The following is a 355-nucleotide window of genomic DNA, read 5'->3' on the forward strand; positions in this document are numbered from 1 at the left end:
GTGCTTATAGAGATGGTGAAAGTGCGATTAATGACCAAGATAAAGAGGCTAAAGTGGGCTCTCTTGCCTTAGATTGGAAAGGCGAACGTGCACGAATTTCAACGGATCTTTATGCGACGACAGAGCATGTCGATGGGCCGACTCGTGGTATTACGGTAGCATCAGGTATTGATATTCCCAGTGCACCAGATCCAGATACGTTATTGAATCCAAGCTGGGCTTTTTATGATACTGAAACAAAAGGTGCAATCACACGCGGTGAGTTTGATGTGACTGATCAAACGACTGTCTATGCCGCCCTAGGTGCTAATAAAATGGAGTTTAAAGGACTCAGTGCAGCAAAAGCGCAGGTGTA

General features: G+C 45.4%; 1 pseudogene. It reads left to right on the forward strand.

The features are described 5' to 3' along the window. A pseudogene (locus EI164_RS16795) lies at positions 1-355 on the forward strand (TonB-dependent siderophore receptor); the annotation flags it as partial.

Origin of the sequence: Psychrobacter sp. FME13, assembly GCF_014861395.1 — a bacterium.
Classification (GTDB): Bacteria; Pseudomonadota; Gammaproteobacteria; order Pseudomonadales; family Moraxellaceae; genus Psychrobacter.